The organism is Virgibacillus siamensis (genome assembly GCF_900162695.1).
GTDB lineage: Bacteria > Bacillota > Bacilli > Bacillales > Amphibacillaceae > Lentibacillus > Lentibacillus siamensis_A.
The window spans coordinates 1,716,402-1,733,316 of record NZ_FUIH01000007.1; the positions used below are offsets into that span (position 1 = coordinate 1,716,402).

Genomic DNA, 16,915 nt, shown 5'->3' on the forward strand with positions numbered 1-16,915 from the left:
TATGTTCATAATGTGAATTGAAACCGATTAAACCGGCCAATATTTTTAGCCTGAAGCAACATAACAAAGCGGATATATTCTGTTTCAATACACAAAATAGCTCTTCCATGATTTTTTCCGGTCTTTTGAACTTCAATTGATTACTTTTTGTAACAAATTCATGAATGACATATTCACGTCATCAGTAAACATAACATAATACTGGTACTTAATACGTGGATAGGCGGGGATGACAGTGGACAAGCACTTCCTTCACCAGCTTTTGCGATTCTGTTTAGTTATCACATTACTCATAACAGGAATATTACTATTGCATTACTCTTTTATATACCTATACCCGTTTATTCTTGCTGGTATTCTTTCCTTTCTGCTTCATCCGCTCGTGACATTAACCGAGAAAATACTGAAAATGCCGCGTCCGCTTGCTTCTTTCACGGTGCTGACGACTTCTTTACTCTTGTTAACCGCAATTATCGTATTTGTTGTAGTGGAATTTATCCAAGGCAGTGCATATCTTGCAGAAAGCATACCAGCGCATTTTCAATCTTTCATCCATGAACTCGAGCACATGGTGGAGGAAAAAGTACTGCCTTTTTATCATAAACTTACATCTTTTTTTCATACATTAAATCCGACGCAGCAGGAGGCTATTAATAATTATGTAACCGAACTTATTGATCAGTTCGCAATTATCGGCACGAATATCCTGTACAGCATCCTGATGTCTATACCCCATACATTATCAATGCTGCCGGGATCAGTGGCAGCATTGATGTTTATCGTAATCGCATCATATTTCATCATTAATGATTGGAATGCCATTGGCAGATCCATAAAAAAACGAATACCGAACACTGCACATGAGTCATTCGAAACCATCTGGAAACATTTGAAAAAAGCAATTTTCGGGTTTCTAAAAGCACAATTAATCCTTATTTCGCTAACAACAATCATTATTTATACCGGTCTTCTGATAATCGGTAATCCATATCCGTTGACTGTTGCATTGTTGGCTGCATTGGTTGATATTCTTCCGCTTGTCGGAACCGGCATTATTTTTATTCCATGGATTGTTTATGTGTTTTTGACCGGTGATTATGAACTGACGATTTCCTTGTCTGTATTATACATGACTGTCGTAATCCAGCGGCAATTGCTCGAACCAAAAATCATCTCCAGCAGTATTGGATTGAACCCTTTGGCGGTATTGATTGTACTATTTGCCGGCTTAAAAATATGGGGAATCGCTGGTTTATTCATTGGACCATTTTTGCTCATCCTGTTTCAGGCATTCCGAGAGGCTGGCGCCATTCATTATATATGGCACTTTATCAAAGGGTAGGGTTACCATTTGTGGTAGATAATAGTGCCTTTATTCATACGGTTTTTAATAAATCGCTGAAGCAACGTTTTAAATGGTCTCCTTGTAAACGGAAGTACCAGGATGAAACCGGCAGTATCCGTTATAAACCCCGGTGTGAACAAAAGTACAGCACCAATAAAAATACAGATCCCATCAATAATTTCATTGGCCGGCATTATTCCTTGATTCATGGAGTTCTGCGCCCGCCTCCAGGTTTCCATACCCTGGATTTTCGCAATTGATATACCTGCAATACCAGTGAGTAAAATAGATGCAACCACCCACCATGGACCAATCACACCGCCTGCCCAGATAAAAATACCAATTTCCATTGCGGGAATAATTAAAAATGCAAGTAACAACCAGCGCATCGTTTCACCCTTTCAGCAGCTTGATTTGTATGCCAAAAAAAGAAGGGAATACCCCTTCTTTTATAATCCCATTACAGGACGCTTGCATGCCCTTTATATATATCACCTTTTGCACCATCAATCGTTATATCTTCCCCATCATGGATAAGGTCAAATGCATCTTTGACTCCAACAACAACAGGAATTCCCAGACTTAATCCCACAACAGCCGCGTGTGATGTCAGTCCACCTTCTTCTGTTATAATTCCGGCGGCTTTTTCAATAGCCGGCATCATGTCACGGTCTGTTCCATACGTTACAATAATATCATCATCTTTTACTTTTTCCATCGCTTCCTCTGCGCTTTTGGCGATGACTGCTTTCCCGTATGCACTCTTACGGCCAATCCCTTGCCCCTTAGCCATAACGTCTCCGATAACATGTACTTTCATTAAATTTGTTGTTCCACTTTCACCGACAGGTACACCGGCTGTTATCAGCACCCTGCTGCCGCGTTTGAACAAATTTGTGCTTAACCCGCTGTCAACAGCAATGTCCAGCATTTCGTCTGTTGATTGAGCCAGACCACCCATTACAGCATGAACGCCCCAAACAAGAGCCAATCGACGGTTTACACGTTCAGAAAATGTCACAGCAACAATCGTAGCCTTTGGACGGTATTTGGAAATCATTCTGGCAGTATGACCACTCTCAGTCGGTGTAATGATTGCACTAACTGTCAAATTCATGGCAGTGTGTGTAACAGACTGACTAATCGCATCAGTGATTGTCATATCAACTGATCTTGAGCGATTACGCAAAATAGTCGTATGATCCAATCCAGTTTCTGCTTTTAACGCTATATTACTCATTGTCTGCACCGATTCCACCGGATAATTACCAGCAGCAGTCTCCCCTGATAGCATGATTGCATCCGTACCATCAAAAATGGCATTTGCAACATCAGACGCTTCTGCCCTTGTCGGCCTTGGGTTACGCTGCATGGAATCAAGCATTTGCGTCGCCGTTATGACAGGCTTACCGGCAGTATTGCAAATTGTAATCAAATGTTTCTGTACCAATGGAACGTCTTCAGCAGGAATTTCAACTCCCAAGTCACCGCGGGCTACCATTAATCCATCACTGACTTCGAGAATGGATTCAATATTATCGACGCCTTCCTGATTTTCAATTTTGGGGATAAGCTGAATATGGGTAGCATCATGTCTTTCCAGAAGCTCTTTTATTTCCAGTATATCGGATGATCTTCTGACAAATGACGCAGCTATAAAATCAATTCCCTGTTCAATCCCGAACTCGATATCGTTCGCATCCTTTTCGGTTATTCCGGGCAGCTTTACACTTACATTGGGAACATTTACCCCTTTTTTGTTTTTGATCAACCCGGAATTAAGTGCTTTTGTTTTTAGCTCCTGATTACCATGATCGATATCCATTACTTCCAATTCAATCAATCCGTCATCAAGCAATATTTTTGAGCCTTCATACACATCATTAATTAACCCGCCGTAAGTTACTGAAAAACGTTCAGCAGTCCCTTCAACATCATTCATAGCGATGTATACTGTATTGCCCTCTTTAATCATTGCTTCACCATTGACAAATGAACCGGTTCTGATTTCCGGTCCTTTCGTATCCAGCAAAATCGCTACTGTTTGACCGGCTTTTTCTGCTGCCTTTCGTATATTTTCAATGCGCCTGCCATGTTCCTCATAGTCACCATGTGAGAAATTCAACCGGGCTACATTCATCCCGGATTCAATCAATTGTTCCAGTGTATCAATCGATTCAGAGGCTGGTCCAATCGTACATACTATTTTTGTTTTTCGCATTTATATCCTCCTTATACACTTTATATCGATAACTCTTTGGATAATTGGTACATATCATTGTCGATTTGATGTTCTTCAGACAATACTTTTAATATGTCATGATCAATCAGTTGATTATTTTGAATTCCAACCATTCGCCCTGCCTTGCCATTAATCAGCAGATCAATCGCTTTCGCTCCAAGTCTGCTGGCCAGAACCCGATCAGATGCTGTTGGAGATCCTCCACGTTGGATATGACCGAGTACGGTTACTCTTGTTTCAAGTTTTGTCGCTTCCTGTATTCGTTCACCATAAGAAAGACCGCTTCCGACACCTTCGGCAAGAATTATGATACTATGTTTTTTGCCACGCTCGTGCCCGCGTTTCAAGCGTTCAATTACTTCCTGAAAATCATCAGCCTTCTCCGGGACAAGGATGCTTTCCGCTCCATCGGCAAGTCCTGCCCATAAAGCAAGATCACCAGCGTCCCTTCCCATGACCTCAATCACATATGTACGTTCATGTGATGTTGCTGTATCACGGATTTTGTCAATCGCCTCAATGATGGTATTCAACGCCGTGTCGAAGCCGATTGTAAAATCTGTTCCCGCAATATCGTTATCAATCGTACCAGGAACACCAATACAAGGATAGCCCTTTTCGGTCAACTTTTGAGCACCGCGGAAGCTTCCATCACCGCCGATCACAATAAGACCCTCGATTCCAAACTTTTTCAGCTGTTCGATACCCTTGTTCTGTCCGGCATCCGTTTTAAATTCATCACACCTTGCGGAACGCAGAATTGTTCCGCCGCGTTGAATAATATCACCGACAGAACCAATATTCATTTTCTCTATGTTGCCCTCAATAAGTCCTTGAAATCCATTTTTCACTGCATATACTTCCATATTATGATAAATGGCTTTTCGCACAACAGCACGTATCGCAGCATTCATGCCGGGTGCGTCTCCGCCACTTGTCAAAACACCAATTTTTTTCATCTTTCCACCTCATGTCTTACTAAGTTTCTATTTCAAAGATAATCGGAACGGCAATAAATTTCAAGAACGAAGGCGCAAACACCGATTTCACGAATCGGTATGTCTATCTTCATCATAGTGAAGAAGTGTGAAGTTTGCTCGTGGCTAAGCGCAGGAACGGGACGTGGCTAGATTATGTAAAAACTAATTACCACGATTATAAAATTTATTATTTCCAAACCAATCAAAAACAAGCATGAGGCCGGGACAAAAGTGTATTATCAAAAGAAAAAGTCGAACAAACAAATTAGAAAATGCTGCGTATAGCCGCTCCGGAAATATACTTCGCTTTCACTGCCAGCATAAGTGCGACATATGCTCAAGCAAGCTTTCGCAGTGTCTTCTTTACCGCGGACAGCTGCTGAGCCTCCTTGTGCTTGGTGCTCGTCGTGTTGCAAGTAATTCGATGAAGCAGCACTCCTCGCAACTCGTAGTATACTCGGTAGAAGTACCGCTCGTCGCACTGCGGGGTCTCACCTAGGCTTTTCCTCCCGTTTCCTTTTTCGAGGAGTCTCCGTATATTTCCTACGCTATTTTTCTAATTGTTCGTCTTTTGAATTACACTTTTTTGATGTGTCCCAGCCTCTTGGTTAAATTTCCTTATAATCACCAATTTTTTTATATTTTTCCCAACGTTTTTCCAGTAAATCCTCGGTGTTGATTTTCGTTAATGTTTTTAATGATTTCTCCAGCACAGCATAGATATTTTTAGCTTGTTGTTTAATATCCTGATGTGCACCGCCCTTAGGCTCCGGTATCACCTGATCAATGACTCCCAGTTCTTTTAAATCGTAGGATGTGATTTTCATTGTTTCCGCAGCACGCTGGGCTTGTCCTGAATCTTTCCAAAGAAGTGCAGCTGCACCTTCAGGAGATATTACAGAATAGGTGGAGTTCTCAAGCATATGAATATGGTCACCAACACCTAATCCCAAAGCGCCTCCACTTCCGCCTTCTCCAATAACTATGCAAACAACCGGTACTGTCAGCCCGGCCATTTCCATCAGGTTACGGGCAATTGCCTCACTCTGACCACGTTCTTCAGCCGCTTTTCCGGGATATGCCCCCTTCGTATCGATGAAGCATATAATCGGCCTGTTAAATTTCTCTGCCTGATGCATATGACGCAATGCTTTACGATAACCCTCCGGATGAGGCATACCAAAGTTCCGGCGAATATTTTCCTTTGTGTCTTTTCCCCGCTGATGTCCTATAACCGTTACTGGGTTATCCTTGAAATAGGCTATCCCGGAAACAATTGCTGCATCATCACCATACAGCCTGTCACCGTAAAATTCTATAAAATCCGTAAATAATTCCGCAATATAGTCCAATGTCGTTGGACGTTCTTGATGCCTTGCCATTTGCACACGATTCCAGGGCTGCAAATTGCCATAGATATCATTTTCCAGCACTTCCAACCTTTTCTCGAGTGTGCTGATTTCCTCTGACAAGTCTATTTCACTGTCGTTTGTAAACTTTTTCAATTCCGTAATTTTATCTTTCAAATTCATGATCGGTTTTTCAAATTCCATAACTTGTTTCATGATACATCCCCGCCTTTCTGATGCATCGCAAGTAATGACGTCAGAAGTGACTTCAGGTCATGCCGGTGAACAACCTTATCCAGTTGTCCATGTTTCAGCAAAAATTCCGCTGTCTGGAAATCCTCAGGCAGTTTCTCGCGTATGGTTTGTTCAATAATCCTGCGTCCGGCAAAGCCAATTAAAGCACCGGGCTCAGCAAAATTATAATCCCCCAGCGACGCGAAACTGGCGGAAACACCTCCAGTAGTTGGATGCGTCATGACGGATATCATTAACCCGCCGGCATCAGAAAATCTGCTGATCGCAACAGATGTCTTGGTCATTTGCATCAAGCTCAATACACCTTCCTGCATTCTCGCGCCACCCGATGCTGTGAAAATGATAAACGGTAATGATTCCTTTCTCGCCTGTTCAATAGCTCTGGCTATTTTTTCTCCAATTACAGATCCCATACTTCCCATCCGAAAACTTGCATCCATTACAGCGCAGGCGGCCGGGTTCCCTTCAATCATCCCCTTGCCTGTTACCACACCTTCATTCAAGCCGGTTTTTTCCCGGTCTTTTTCAATCTTTTCTTCATACCCCGGGAAGCCGAGCGGGTTGGTAGTTGTTAACTGTCCATCCCATTCCTCGAACGTTTCATCATCAAACAACCCGCCGATACGTTCCCAAGCTGTCAATGGGTGATGATAACCGCAATTGGGACAGACATTATCATTTTTTATCATTTCTTTTCGATAATAAATTTTATTACATCCACTGCACTTTTTCATTAACCCTTCTGGAACATCAAGTTTTCCCTGTTCACTCGGTATGGATGCATATTTCTTTTTTCTGGCAAAAAAATCCTTAAGCAAGGGAATACCTCCTTTTTCTAACAAAAACGGACAACAATCTAATTTCATGATTACACCGCTTCAGTTTACTATAACGAATAATTCATGAAAAGGGTATCAGTTCTTGTCGCCCCCGGACAACGTATGGATGTGCTGATCCATAAATAGCCTATCAATTAATTCACATTCTTTTTGCCGCAGCATTTCCAGAAGTTTGTGATAAAACTCCCATTGAAAATAAAATGTATTAACTGTATTGGAAAAATCATCTAATAAATACCATATTTTAGCCAAAAGCTTATTTTCGGCATGTTCACTTAAAAACCGAAAAAAAGATACGTGCATTTCCGTTCTGCTTAATTGCGGATTATCCAAATAGGACTGAAGGATGTACAGATCATTTGTATTCAATCGTTTGCAGGCAAGCTTGGCAACCTCTTTTTCGATGAGCCGTTTGGTAGCCAGTAAATCTTTTTTGGTATTGTTTTCCTGTAATATAAACGAGGATAATAATTCCACTGTCTGATACGGGTTGTACATACTCAAAAAAGTACCTTCACCATGCCTTGTCTGAATTAAGCCTAGCAGTTCCATAGCACGTAAAGCTTCACGCACAGAAGATCTCCCTGCATGAAGCTTTTCGGATAAATCGCGTTCTGATGGAAGTTTATCACCGGGCTCCAGGTCGTTACTGTCGATAAACCTGCGAATTTCCTGCAATACACCCTGATATACTTTTTGTTTCGGTGACATGGACACAGCCATGGCTCACTCCTTTAAATACAAGTTTAATCCTCGTCAATCCTTGTCAATACCTTTGTTTTCTCCGCCACATCATCAGGATTCACATTAATCCGGGCGACACCGGATTCCATTGCAGCTTTTGCAACACTGGAAGCAACCAATGGCGCAACTCGCGGATCGAAAGGAGCCGGAATGACATAATCCGTACTTAATTCATTCTCGGAAATCAAAGAAGCTATCGCCTTTGCTGCAGCGACTTTCATCTTTTCATTGATTCGGGTAGCTCTGACATCCAACGCCCCTCTGAAAATTCCTGGAAAAGCCAGTACATTATTAACCTGGTTTGGAAAATCAGACCTGCCTGTTCCAATTACTTTGGCACCGGCTGCCTTTGCATCATCCGGCATGATTTCCGGATCAGGGTTCGCCATCGCAAAAATAATTGGATCATCGTCCATTTTCTTCACCATGTCCTGGGTCAACAACCCGCCAACTGATACACCGATAAACACATCGGCTCCTTCCAGAACTTCTTCAAGATTTCCTTCTTTATTATCTTTATTGGTCATTTTGGCAACTTGTTCTTTTACTTCATTCATACCATAAGGTCTGTTCTCATAAATTGCACCCTTGGAATCACACATAATCATTTCACGGACTCCAAAGCTATACAAAAGTTTTATAATCGCAATACCGGCTGCACCTGCTCCATTCGCAACCACCTTGATTTCCGAAAATGACTTGCCTGTTAATTTCAACGCATTAATAAGACCGGCTACTGTAACAATCGCCGTTCCATGCTGGTCATCATGAAAAATCGGAATATTTGTCTCCTTTTTCAGCCGCTCTTCAATAATAAAACAATTTGGAGCAGCAATATCTTCAAGGTTAATCCCGCCGAAAGTTGGTTCCATCAGTTTCACCGTTTGAACGATATCCTCAATTTCGTGGGATGAAAGACAAACCGGAAATGCGTCGACTCCGGCAAAGCTTTTGAATAGCACGGCCTTACCTTCCATAACAGGCATGGAAGCTTCTGCTCCAATATTCCCTAATCCGAGAACCGCAGATCCGTCTGTTACAACTCCTACCATGTTTCCTTTCATCGTATAATCATATACAGTTTCTGGTCGGTCATAGATTTCTTTGCATGGTTCTGCCACACCTGGCGAATATGCTAAGCTTAAATCTTTTGCATTACGAACCTTAACTTTCGGCTCTGTGGATAATTTGCCTTTATTCATTTTATGCATGTGCAATGCTTCATCTCTTAAGTCTGACACGAATTCCACTCCTTCATGTACTGAAATTGCAAATTCACTCACTCAAAATCGATCAATGATTAAAGTGGTCTGACCACTTAACTATTTAATTATAACAGATGCTATATTTGTGTAAAGCAGAAAATTACAAGGATTTATTCCTCCTGTACTTCACGGTGCACCTCATTCAGCACAACGTTTTCATTACCAAAATGATTGCGGAATAATCGTAAACACCCATCGGTTGACTGGATTGAGTATGCCATACTGAGTTTGTATGTTTGTTTCGATTGCGGATTGTACACGATAATCGGAATATTTCCCCTGTACTTGGAAGCTATATGTTTTATAACTTTGAAAGCTTTCTCACTGTCTTGTCCGGTTAATTTTATAAATAACCGTCTCGTTTGATCGGGTTCCCATGCTTCTTTTTGAAAAACATCCAAGTTGGACATCAGCCACTGAATTTTATTATTTCTAGCTTCAATTTTGCCTGAAAGAGTAATGATTTTTTCTTCTGAAAGCCAAGGATTAACTTCCCTGTACACATCCGGAAATATAACCCCTTCCATCTCACCTGTTTCATCACCAACCGTAACAAAAGCCATCGATTCCCCGCGTTTGGTGCGGATAACCTTTATTGACTGAATAATTCCGGCGCTCTTTATATTCTTCCGTCCAATCATCTGCTGTGCTTCTTTCATTGAGACATAGTTGTTCATGCTCAATATTTCTCTGAACTTTTTTAACGGATGACTGGAGATGTATATTCCCAGCAATCCTTTTTCATCCGTCAGCTTTTTCATCTGACTAAAATCTTCCATTTCTATATAGGACCCTTCCAGATCAAGACCATCCTGAAACAGACTGGATTGGTCCGTAAATTCCTTAAATAACTCTCCTTGTTCCAGTGCCCTGTCAATAGAAGCCAATAGACTTGCGCGATTGTTATAAATCTGATCAAATGCTCCAGCCATAATAATTGTCTCTAATGCTGATCGGTTAACTGTTTTTAACGAAACCCGCAGGCACAAATCAAATAAACTTTTGAAAGGACCGTCCTTTCGTGCGCGTATTAATTCCTTTACAACATTGTTGCCAATCCCTTTTATGGATAATAACCCCATACGAATACCTTCAGCCTCAACTGAATATTTGCCGAAACTTTTATTAATGGAAGGCGGGAGTAACTGAATGCCCATTTCTCTTAACTCTGTCATGTACAAATGGAGTTTATCTTGCTGGTTTCCGGCAGAGCTTAGCAATTCGGCGAAAAAAGCCCTTGGATAATGCGCCTTCAAATATGCCAGCTGGTACGAAATTTTACTATAGGCAACAGCGTGACTACGGTTAAAGCCATAGTTTGAAAACTTAACAATCCACTGAAAAATCTCTTCAGCAACCTGAACACTGTAACCCTTGTCGCTGCAGCCCACAATGAATTTCTCCTTCAGTTCATCCATCATCTGCTGCTGTTTTTTACTGACCGCCCTGCGCAATATATCTGCTTCACCCAACGTGAATCCTGCCAGTTTATTAGCAATCTGCATAATTTGCTCTTGATAGACAAGAACCCCATATGTTTTTCCTAAAATAGATTCAAGATCCGGATGTGGGTACGTAACCGCTGCATTTCCATGTTTCCGTTCGATATATTCCGGAATATGTTCCATAGGTCCCGGCCGGTACAATGCGTTCACTGCAACAATATCTTCAAATCGGGTAGGCTCCAGATTTCTCAGAACACGTTTCATCCCTTGGGATTCAAGCTGGAATATTCCATTCGTCTTTCCTTCCTGTAACAGGTTATAAGCAGCTTCATCATTATCAGGAATATCTTGAAGGCCGATTGTTTTTTTCATCTGATACGCAATCGTTTTTAATATACGTTCAAGCAGTGTCAGATTACGAAGACCGAGAAAATCCATCTTCAGTAGTCCAATGGATTCGAGATCATTCATGGAAAACTGGGTCAAATTCGTCTCAGCAGCGCCTTCAGTCAATGGAACGTCCCCGACAAGCGGTTTATCACTGATAACCACTCCAGCCGCGTGGGTTGAAATATGCCTTGGCAACCCTTCCAGCTTCGCAGCTACCTTCAACAACGCCTTCAATTTCCTGGATTGTTGAACGTATTCCTGTAATTCCCGCGAATCCTTCACAAGTTCCACAATCGATTTTCTTGACTGTGAAGGAATATCCTTCAGTAAATAATGAGCCTCCTGCTGTTCAATTCCCATCGTTTTGATAAGCTCCCTGATTAACGATCTGGCTGCAAAAGTCCCAAAGGTAATAATTTGTGCAACGTTTGCATCTCCATATTTTTCACGGACATATGCAATGACCTCATCTCTTCGATGATCCGAAAAATCCACATCAATATCAGGCATGGTAATACGTTCCGGATTCAGAAAACGTTCAAATAACAATTCGTACTGGATTGGATCCACTTCTGTGATGCCAAGAACATATGCCACAAGAGAACCGGCAGCAGACCCTCGTCCCGGACCGACCATAATGTGTTGTTCTTTCGCGTATGCAATAAAGTCCCAGACAATCAAAAAATAATCACTGAATCCCATAGACTTAATAATCTTCAATTCATATGTAAGACGATTTTCAATCTCATCTGTTACCACATTATATTTTTTATGCAAATTTCCTCTGCAAATATCAGTCAGATATGTATGTGCATCCTGATGAGCCGGAACCGGATATGCCGGAAGGGTTTTATGTTCAAAATCAAATGAAACATTACATTTCTTTTTGATTTCGGCAGTTGTTTTAAGGACATTTGGCCAATCCGCAAAAACCTGCATCATTTCACTCTCAGAACGAAGATGATGCTGCTGTATTTCGGGTTCCGGGTTTCGGAGCATCCAGCCTTTTCCGTTTTTCATAGCCTGAAGACAATCAAATGCCACGCTGTCTTTCTCATCCAAGTACCAAACATTGTTAACAGCTGTAACCTGAATACCGTACCCCTTGTGAAACACCTGTAATGATGTATTAACTTTTCGGTCTCTTTCCAGTCCATGATCCTGGACCCCAATATAAAAGTCATCGAATGCGAACATCCCCCATTCTGACTCCAGGTAATCATTCACTTCATCATGCGTAAGATTTTGCAATAAATCTGACAGATGTTTATTTGTTGCAGGCAGGATACAGATTAGTCCGGATACATGAGGAGCTAGTGCTGATGTTTCCATGCTTTTTATATCAGTCAAATTGATCAGCGTGCTGATCTGCATCAGATTTTTGTAACCATGGTTATTCTTGGCAAGCAGTATACATTCCGAAATGCTGCCTGTTGATTCTTTAACATTTATGGTCATTCCAATAATAGGTTTTATGCCGGTTTTCAAACATGCTTTATAAAATTGGACAGCACCATATAAAACATGATCATCTGTCAGCGCCACTGAATCCATTCCCAGTTTTTTCACTTGTTCCGCAAGCCGCTCAACTGTAATCGTACTGTTCATTATGCTGTAGCCGCTATGTACTTGTAAATGTGTAAAAGACATATGCAATCCAACCTCTTTCTGCTCCTATTATAGCCTATATGGAAACAACTGCATAAAATCCTGATTATGACTTGCCGCGCATCGTAACATATCCTGTCCAAGTTCCTCATACAATGATATCAGCAATAATAAGGAGCGGTAAAAATGGAAGAAAGATTTGTCGTACAATTCATTCATTGCTTTTTTATAGCTTTTGGAGTAATTATAGGCGGTGCCATTATTGGAAGCATTGGATCTTTTGCAACAGGGGATGCACCGTTCACATCAATGAACCGAATCGCAAAGAGCCTGCGCATTTGGGCAATCGTTGCAGCAATCGGCGGAACGTTTGACGCAATCGCTAATTTTGAAAGAGGAATCTATGACGGGTCTACACTGGACATGTTTAAACAAATCATGCTTATCTTATCAGCAATGGGAGGCGTTAAAACAGCAATGGTATTACTTGGCTGGCTGATCCAGGAGGATATCGGGTAATGCATATTCCGCCATATTATAAAAAACCGTCGTGGCAGCGTTTTTTCGCGGGAGCTTTTTTTGGGGCATGTATTGCCTATTTTATATTTGTCTATATGCACGGATTCATGTATGAACAACTTTTGGGAGAAAATAAAGATTTACAATCACAGGTGGCTGAACTAAAAAAACAAAATGAAGCACTGCTTCAGGACAATCAGGATTTAAATGAAAAAACAGAGGAACCATTAACGGTCAATTCCATCGAAATTACAATAACCAACCAAGATGAACTGCGTCTTGATAAATTAATTATACACGATCTTGAAGAATTGATGAAGGAAGAAATCGACCATATTATCGGTAAAGATGTTTCCATCATTGATGAAAGTGCCCAGCTTCTGATTTCATCCTTGGAAAACAAAGAGTATACAGTAGATGATTTCAACTATGGATTTACGATCAAAAAACTAACAATCAGTAAAACATTGAAAATAACTGCGGAGGCAGAACTTGCTGATTAATGTGAACATTTCATGAATATCGTCAAAACATTGTGGTAATGTTGATAAATTTATATATACTTAATTATAAAGAACAATTTAACAGATACTTTCATAAGATGAACTGGATTGAAAGGAGCTGGTCTAATGCAAATTATTAATAAGCAACGAATCCGCGATGAAAAAATCGCACAATTACTTAGTGGAAGAACCGCTTATGCTGAAAGCCAGGAAATGATTCGACTGGTTACACGCTCTATCGAACGAAATAACATACATGTGCATTTGGACAAAACAAATATGGGCTGCTGGTTTATTCCACTGGATGGAAAACACAGCAGTTGAAAAACAAATGCTAATTTCCGGGATTGGAAATTAGCATTGTTTTAAAAAGAAAATTGCTATGTAATAGTTTTTAGTCTTAGCCGTTATACTGAAGACATGCTTTTTCCAGATCCGCCACGACTTCATCTGTATCATCCCATGTTTTTACAGATGCTCCAGCAGCCATTGGATGTCCGCCTCCATTATACTTAGCAGCAATATCGTTCACGACAGGACCTTTCGAACGCAATCGCACACGAATCTGATCTTCCTCCTCAATAAAAAATACCCATGCTTTAATACCTTCAATATCCCCCAGTACTCCAATAAGCTGGCCGGAATCAGCAGCGCTAACATTAAATTCCGCCAATTTGTCACAGGTTAGCCGTATGGAACTCATTCCTGAAGTTGAAAGTTGGAAGTGTTGCAAAATATAGCCGCGCAAACGAGCAATATGATCCTTTATATTATAAATTCCATCATAAAGACGCGGCCGATCAAAATCATAGGCAACAAGTTCAGCCGCATGCTGAAAGGTCTTCTGCGATGTGGATGGAAATAAAAATCTTCCGGTATCTCCAACAATACCTGCATAAAGGAGCATCGCTACCCTGTTGTTCATCTGAAACCCATCATGCTTAGCATATTCGTACAAATCACAAATCATTTCACTCGTAGAACTTGCTGATGTATCAACCCATATTAGATCACCATACATATCGACATTTGGATGATGATCAATCTTGATAAGTTCGGCTCCCAAATCGTATCTCCGGTCACATATTCGGGCAGCATTTGCTGTATCACAAACAATCACCAGCGCATTTTCATACATATCGTCAGAAATATCATCCATTCTTGCCAAAAAGTTCAATGATGGGTCTTCTTCCCCGACAATGAAAACTTGTTTATCCGGGAATGAACCAATAATCATTTCCTTCAGGCCGGCCTGAGAACCATACGCATCAGGATCTGGCCGGACGTGACGATGAATGATGATCGTATCATAATTCTTGATTTTAGATATTATTTTTTCCAGTTTCATTTGTTTGCTCCTAACTTTGTCACAAAATTTATAGATTCACCGTCTGGCAAATTAACCGTAAACAAGCTACAATAGAACCATATTGACTTAAATACAGGAGTAGATGACATGATTATTTTTCCAATCCTGATTACGTTGTCAGCAGTGTTCTGGATTTACTACAAGGTGGCAATCCTGAAGACACATGACGGATTGAAACAACGATATTTCAATGCAAAATCACGTCTTTGTCTCGGGGGCTTTCTTATTTTCTTTGCGATTAATGAGTATCTGTTTTATCAAACGCAAATAGCTTTACTTATTGGAATAGTATTTTTGATTATTGGCGTTATGCAATTGAATCGAGGACTGAAGGAAACCAAACATTACCGCAATGAATGGAAACGATTGAACCAGGCATAAAGCTGACCATAAACAGGTCAGCTTTTTTTAACGATCAATTAATTGAGCCATCAAAAGACCCTTTCCAACCATTTTTCTGCCGTTGTACACTTCAATATCAATTTTAGCGTAAATCCTGCCTGCCTCCATTAGTGTCGGCTTAATTAACAAAATGCTTTCAATTGGTACAGGCTTCAAAAAGTACACCGTTAAACTTTCCACAACCAGCTCACCTTTTTTATGATGTAGCAATAGTCTGCTGCTGGCTTCGGTCATCAGCGCAGTAAAGACACCATTTGAAAGAGTTCCCAATTGATTGGTCATCTGCGGCATAACCTGTACTTGAAAGCTCGTCCCATCATTTCCGGCTGGCTGCAGATTGCGCGAAACGATATCTTCTATCGTTTCCCCGACCTGTGGTTGTCGCTGAACTTGCTGTAATGCCTTCAGCACATCCTGCCGGGATACAATTCCCTGCAGTTTCTGCGATGGGTTAACAACGGGAACAACCTCAATTCCCTCCCATACCATCATATGGGCAACGTATGCAAGCGACGTCTTTTCCTGCACCATAATTGGATTTTTCGTCATTACTTTTTCAACCGGTAATGAGACATCTTTGCCAATTATATCTTTTGAAGTAACCATCCCCATTACCCGTTCTTTTTCATCAACAACCGGAAATCTGGTATGTTTCGATTGGTCATTCAATTCATACCAGCGCTGCAGATGGTCCTTGGTGTATAAATAAAAAGATTTATCATATGGAGTATAAATATCTCCAACAAATACAATTTCCTTTTTGATTAACTGGTCATAAATAGCCCGGTTAATCATCGCTGCAACAGTAAAAGTATCGTAACTGGTGGACATTAAAGGCAGCTGTTTTTCATCAGCAAGCTGTTTAATTTCATCGGTTGTATCAAAACCACCCGTAATCAAAACAGCTGCACCTTCACTTAATGCAAGTTGATGCGCTTTCACACGATTACCGACAATAAGAAGTGAACCTGCCTCCGTATAGCGCATCATCGCATCAAGCTGCATTGCACCAATAACAAATTTATTCAATGTCTTGTGAAGTCCTTTACGTCCGCCAAGTACTTGTCCATCAACAATATTGATAACCTCGGCAAATGTGAGACGCTCAAAATTTTCTTTTTTCTTACGTTCAATCCGAATTGTCCCGACACGTTCTATTGTACTGACAATTCCTTGGTTTTCAGCTTCCTTTATCGCCCGATAGGCTGTGCCTTCACTCACATTTAACGCTTTTGCAATCTGCCGGACCGAAATTTTATGGCCTATATCCAGCGTTAAAATATGCTGCAGAATCTGCTCATGTTTTGTTGCCATTTCCGCTCACCGACTTTCAACTGTACTAGTCATTTATTTATATTTAATTATACAGTTGATAAGCATAAACCTCAATGATTAAGCGTTTTGCCGCCGCTGTGCTTTTTGCTGTTCCATAACCGGCGGGCTGGTCATTTGCAATAGAGTTGCTAAATTTGAGCCGACCGTAAGAAGCAGAAAAATCAGCCATACTCCCCAAAAGACAGCCTCCAGCTGTGTTACAGCACCTGGTATTAAAGGCCAAGCAAAATATAACAGAAATCCGGCAAGCAGTAATCGCAGTATAGCGTAATTGCGCATGAATATGACCTCCTTTTATTGTTTGTCTAACTGTTTTTTAACAGCC

The 16,915-nt window shown here is 40.9% G+C and carries 16 protein-coding genes; 5 read left to right on the top strand and 11 right to left on the bottom strand.

From position 1 onward, the window contains the following. The first annotated feature begins 229 nt into the window (after window positions 1-229). Entirely contained in the window at window positions 230-1,342 is a 1,113-nt protein-coding gene (gene ytvI, locus B1K71_RS12470; protein ID WP_077327434.1) for a sporulation integral membrane protein YtvI, read from the top strand. Window positions 1,343-1,344: 2 nt separating this feature from the next. Here ytvI and B1K71_RS12475 read toward each other — a convergent pair whose 3' ends face one another. The 8 genes from B1K71_RS12475 to dnaE form a co-directional block, all read right to left on the bottom strand. Beyond that, on the bottom strand, window positions 1,345-1,734 hold the full coding sequence (locus B1K71_RS12475) for an FxsA family protein (RefSeq protein ID WP_077327436.1): 390 nt from the start codon (window positions 1,732-1,734) through the stop codon (window positions 1,345-1,347). A 71-nt stretch (window positions 1,735-1,805) separates the two neighbouring features. Then, window positions 1,806-3,566 carry a pyruvate kinase gene (gene pyk / locus B1K71_RS12480; protein ID WP_077327439.1) on the bottom strand — a complete coding sequence of 587 codons (1,761 nt, stop codon included), beginning with the start codon at window positions 3,564-3,566 and terminating at the stop codon, window positions 1,806-1,808. Between the two features lie 20 nt (window positions 3,567-3,586). Continuing rightward, on the bottom strand, window positions 3,587-4,546 hold the full coding sequence (gene pfkA / locus B1K71_RS12485; protein WP_077327442.1) for a 6-phosphofructokinase: 960 nt from the start codon (window positions 4,544-4,546) through the stop codon (window positions 3,587-3,589). Between the two features lie 629 nt (window positions 4,547-5,175). Then, the gene (gene accA, locus B1K71_RS12490; RefSeq protein ID WP_077327445.1) at window positions 5,176-6,132 is read right to left on the bottom strand and encodes an acetyl-CoA carboxylase carboxyl transferase subunit alpha; all 957 of its coding nucleotides are present in this window, start codon (window positions 6,130-6,132) and stop codon (window positions 5,176-5,178) included. After that, window positions 6,129-6,989, bottom strand: coding sequence for an acetyl-CoA carboxylase, carboxyltransferase subunit beta (gene accD / locus B1K71_RS12495; RefSeq protein WP_077327448.1), 861 nt, complete (start codon window positions 6,987-6,989; stop codon window positions 6,129-6,131). Before accD ends, accA begins: the two co-directional genes overlap by 4 nt. A gap of 96 nt (window positions 6,990-7,085) precedes the next feature. Beyond that, window positions 7,086-7,733 carry a FadR/GntR family transcriptional regulator gene (locus B1K71_RS12500; protein WP_139343329.1) on the bottom strand — a complete coding sequence of 216 codons (648 nt, stop codon included), beginning with the start codon at window positions 7,731-7,733 and terminating at the stop codon, window positions 7,086-7,088. Between the two features lie 23 nt (window positions 7,734-7,756). Continuing rightward, a complete protein-coding gene (locus tag B1K71_RS12505; RefSeq protein WP_077327451.1) occupies window positions 7,757-8,995 on the bottom strand; it encodes an NAD(P)-dependent malic enzyme in 1,239 nt (412 codons plus the stop codon). Window positions 8,996-9,129: 134 nt separating this feature from the next. Further along, complete coding sequence (dnaE, locus tag B1K71_RS12510) at window positions 9,130-12,504, bottom strand: DNA polymerase III subunit alpha (RefSeq protein WP_077327455.1); 3,375 nt, start codon at window positions 12,502-12,504, stop codon at window positions 9,130-9,132. A gap of 144 nt (window positions 12,505-12,648) precedes the next feature. On the opposite strand from dnaE, the gene B1K71_RS12515 reads away from it, so the two are divergent. From B1K71_RS12515 to B1K71_RS12525, 3 genes are all read left to right on the top strand, one after another. Beyond that, a complete protein-coding gene (locus tag B1K71_RS12515; RefSeq protein ID WP_077327458.1) occupies window positions 12,649-12,981 on the top strand; it encodes a YtrH family sporulation protein in 333 nt (110 codons plus the stop codon). Further along, window positions 12,981-13,484, top strand: coding sequence for a sporulation membrane protein YtrI (gene ytrI, locus B1K71_RS12520; protein ID WP_077327461.1), 504 nt, complete (start codon window positions 12,981-12,983; stop codon window positions 13,482-13,484). Before B1K71_RS12515 ends, ytrI begins: the two co-directional genes overlap by 1 nt. Before the next feature lie 126 nt (window positions 13,485-13,610). Further along, a complete protein-coding gene (locus tag B1K71_RS12525; RefSeq protein WP_077327464.1) occupies window positions 13,611-13,808 on the top strand; it encodes a hypothetical protein in 198 nt (65 codons plus the stop codon). Between the two features lie 76 nt (window positions 13,809-13,884). Here the strand turns inward: B1K71_RS12525 and B1K71_RS12530 are convergent, their stop codons facing one another. Beyond that, window positions 13,885-14,832, bottom strand: a complete 948-nt coding sequence (locus B1K71_RS12530; protein ID WP_077327467.1) for a DHH family phosphoesterase — start codon at window positions 14,830-14,832, stop codon at window positions 13,885-13,887. Window positions 14,833-14,940: 108 nt separating this feature from the next. Between B1K71_RS12530 and B1K71_RS12535 the strand changes: the two genes are divergently transcribed. Further along, window positions 14,941-15,234: a YtpI family protein gene (locus B1K71_RS12535; RefSeq protein WP_077327469.1), complete on the top strand. Its 294-nt coding sequence runs from the start codon at window positions 14,941-14,943 to the stop codon at window positions 15,232-15,234. Window positions 15,235-15,261: 27 nt separating this feature from the next. Here B1K71_RS12535 and B1K71_RS12540 read toward each other — a convergent pair whose 3' ends face one another. Together B1K71_RS12540 and B1K71_RS12545 are read right to left on the bottom strand one after the other, a co-directional pair. Continuing rightward, a complete protein-coding gene (locus tag B1K71_RS12540; RefSeq protein WP_077327472.1) occupies window positions 15,262-16,569 on the bottom strand; it encodes a DRTGG domain-containing protein in 1,308 nt (435 codons plus the stop codon). Between the two features lie 78 nt (window positions 16,570-16,647). Then, entirely contained in the window at window positions 16,648-16,869 is a 222-nt protein-coding gene (locus tag B1K71_RS12545; RefSeq protein WP_077327475.1) for a hypothetical protein, read from the bottom strand. Between the last annotated feature and the right edge of the window lie 46 nt (window positions 16,870-16,915).